The organism is Actinobacillus porcinus, assembly GCF_901764995.1.
In the GTDB taxonomy this organism is placed as follows: Bacteria; Pseudomonadota; Gammaproteobacteria; order Enterobacterales; family Pasteurellaceae; genus Exercitatus; species Exercitatus porcinus.
Genome location: NZ_CABFKI010000026.1, coordinates 1 through 1,537 on the forward strand (window position 1 = coordinate 1; position 1,537 = coordinate 1,537).

Here is a 1,537-nt window from a genome sequence, read left to right on the forward strand (position 1 = left end):
TCGCTTAATTCATAAATTTGTTCAATGACATCAACGGCTTTAACCTGATCTTTATCACACAGGGACAAATACGCATTATCAAGCTGATGTAAACGGTATTTATCTTGTTCAAAATCAGAGACATGGATATTTTCTCTTTTTAAGACAATCATATCTGCTTTAGTATCAGCAATAACTTCACAGACAATATCTGTCAGTACAACATAATCATCTTTCAAACTTTGAATCATTTCTGCTTTTCGTTTTGCGCTTAACATTTTTATGTCCAAACGGTGTATATGTAGATTCCAAGATGAGAAGCCTATAAAAGTTTATGATTGTTTGAAGCTCAACAAGGCGGAAACGAAAGTCGAATTTGAGTTCGATAAGAAATAAAAAATCGCCCTAGCGGATACGCCAGGGCAATTTTTTACTCACTAGATTCAAGTTTGGTATAGTTATCTAAAGACTTTTCAAGTTCAGAAAAATTGTTAGATAACTTGCAATAAAACTCATTCTTTTTATTCACAACAAGATCATACATTATTTCTGCTTTACGCTGAATTTTATCGGCATTAGACAAAATAATGCGCCGTTGAGAAAGAAGTAAATTTTTATAGTCCTGATTTGGAATAGCATTGACTTCAATCCGATGTAAAGCTGAATCAGGAGCAGGGAGCATATTGTTTAATCGAACAACGCCTAATAGCTTCTTATTCTGTCCTTTAAGAATTTTAAAGGTAGTTGGATTACTACTAGACATTTTTTCATATTTAGCTTTGGGCGATGACAGCGGAGCAAAATACTTATATGTATTCACAACTAAAACAACCCCTAAATATGGCTTTTGATTATCTGCTTTAGCATAATTATATTCTACGCCATTATTCCCGGCTTGCTTTAAAAAGCGAATATATTCATCATCAATATAGTAGAGTTCAAGCGTATGACCTGTCATAAATACCTCATATAGCAAAAAAGAGCAGTCATCGCTGCTCTTTTTTACTGTTACTTTAACACTCGCATTATTTGGTAGCGAAGCACCTACTCATAAAACTCGCATTATTTGGTAGCGAAGCACCTACTTATAAAACTCGCATTATTTGGTAGCGAAGCACCTAATTGAGTAGCACTTATGGCAGCTTACGCCCTTTGACCATAATATAGCTATTTTTCAGGGGTGTTTCAAGTGCTATAACGAAATATTATTAGATTTTCCTTTACTTTTACGGAATTTATGAAGATATTCAGCCTGTTTTAGCAATTTACGCTCTGCTAAATCATACCAAATAATGTTGTAATCCAATTTCATCATTTTTCATCCAAATGTAAAGCCTTGCGAAGGTTTTCCATTACTTGGTCATGCGTTTTTGTTGCAACGAGATTATTCTCTAATTGATGCAACAGTTCGAGTTCATCGTCCGTATATTTATCTAATAAAGCGTTGAGCTCTACAGGATCAATAATTACGGTGCTTGTAAAAAGCTCTTCTACATCGGATAAATTAACTTTTGTGTCTCTTGCCATCACTAAATACTCATTCGTAGTTTGTCGTATT

Annotated in this window: 4 protein-coding genes; all 4 read right to left on the bottom strand. The window is 34.1% G+C overall.

The features are described 5' to 3' along the window. Nucleotides 1-257, bottom strand: a 257-nt coding sequence (locus E7T07_RS10900) for a hypothetical protein (protein WP_135711142.1), incomplete at its 3' end; no start/stop codon positions are given. Between the two features lie 152 nt (nt 258-409). Further along, a complete protein-coding gene (locus E7T07_RS10905; RefSeq protein ID WP_135711143.1) occupies nt 410-937 on the bottom strand; it encodes a type III toxin-antitoxin system ToxN/AbiQ family toxin in 528 nt (175 codons plus the stop codon). A 234-nt stretch (nt 938-1,171) separates the two neighbouring features. Next, a complete protein-coding gene (locus tag E7T07_RS11190) occupies nt 1,172-1,294 on the bottom strand; it encodes a hypothetical protein (protein ID WP_281279621.1) in 123 nt (40 codons plus the stop codon). Continuing rightward, nucleotides 1,291-1,537, bottom strand: a 247-nt coding sequence (locus tag E7T07_RS10910) for a hypothetical protein (RefSeq protein WP_210403521.1), incomplete at its 5' end; no start/stop codon positions are given. The genes E7T07_RS10910 and E7T07_RS11190, both read right to left, overlap by 4 nt.

Excerpts from the sequence above, each read along its gene's own strand:
- E7T07_RS10905 (WP_135711143.1), bottom strand. The coding sequence starts at position 937 with ATGACAGGTCATACGCTTGAACTCTACTATATTGATGATGAATATATT.
- E7T07_RS11190 (WP_281279621.1), bottom strand. The coding sequence starts at position 1,294 with ATGATGAAATTGGATTACAACATTATTTGGTATGATTTAGCAGAGCGT.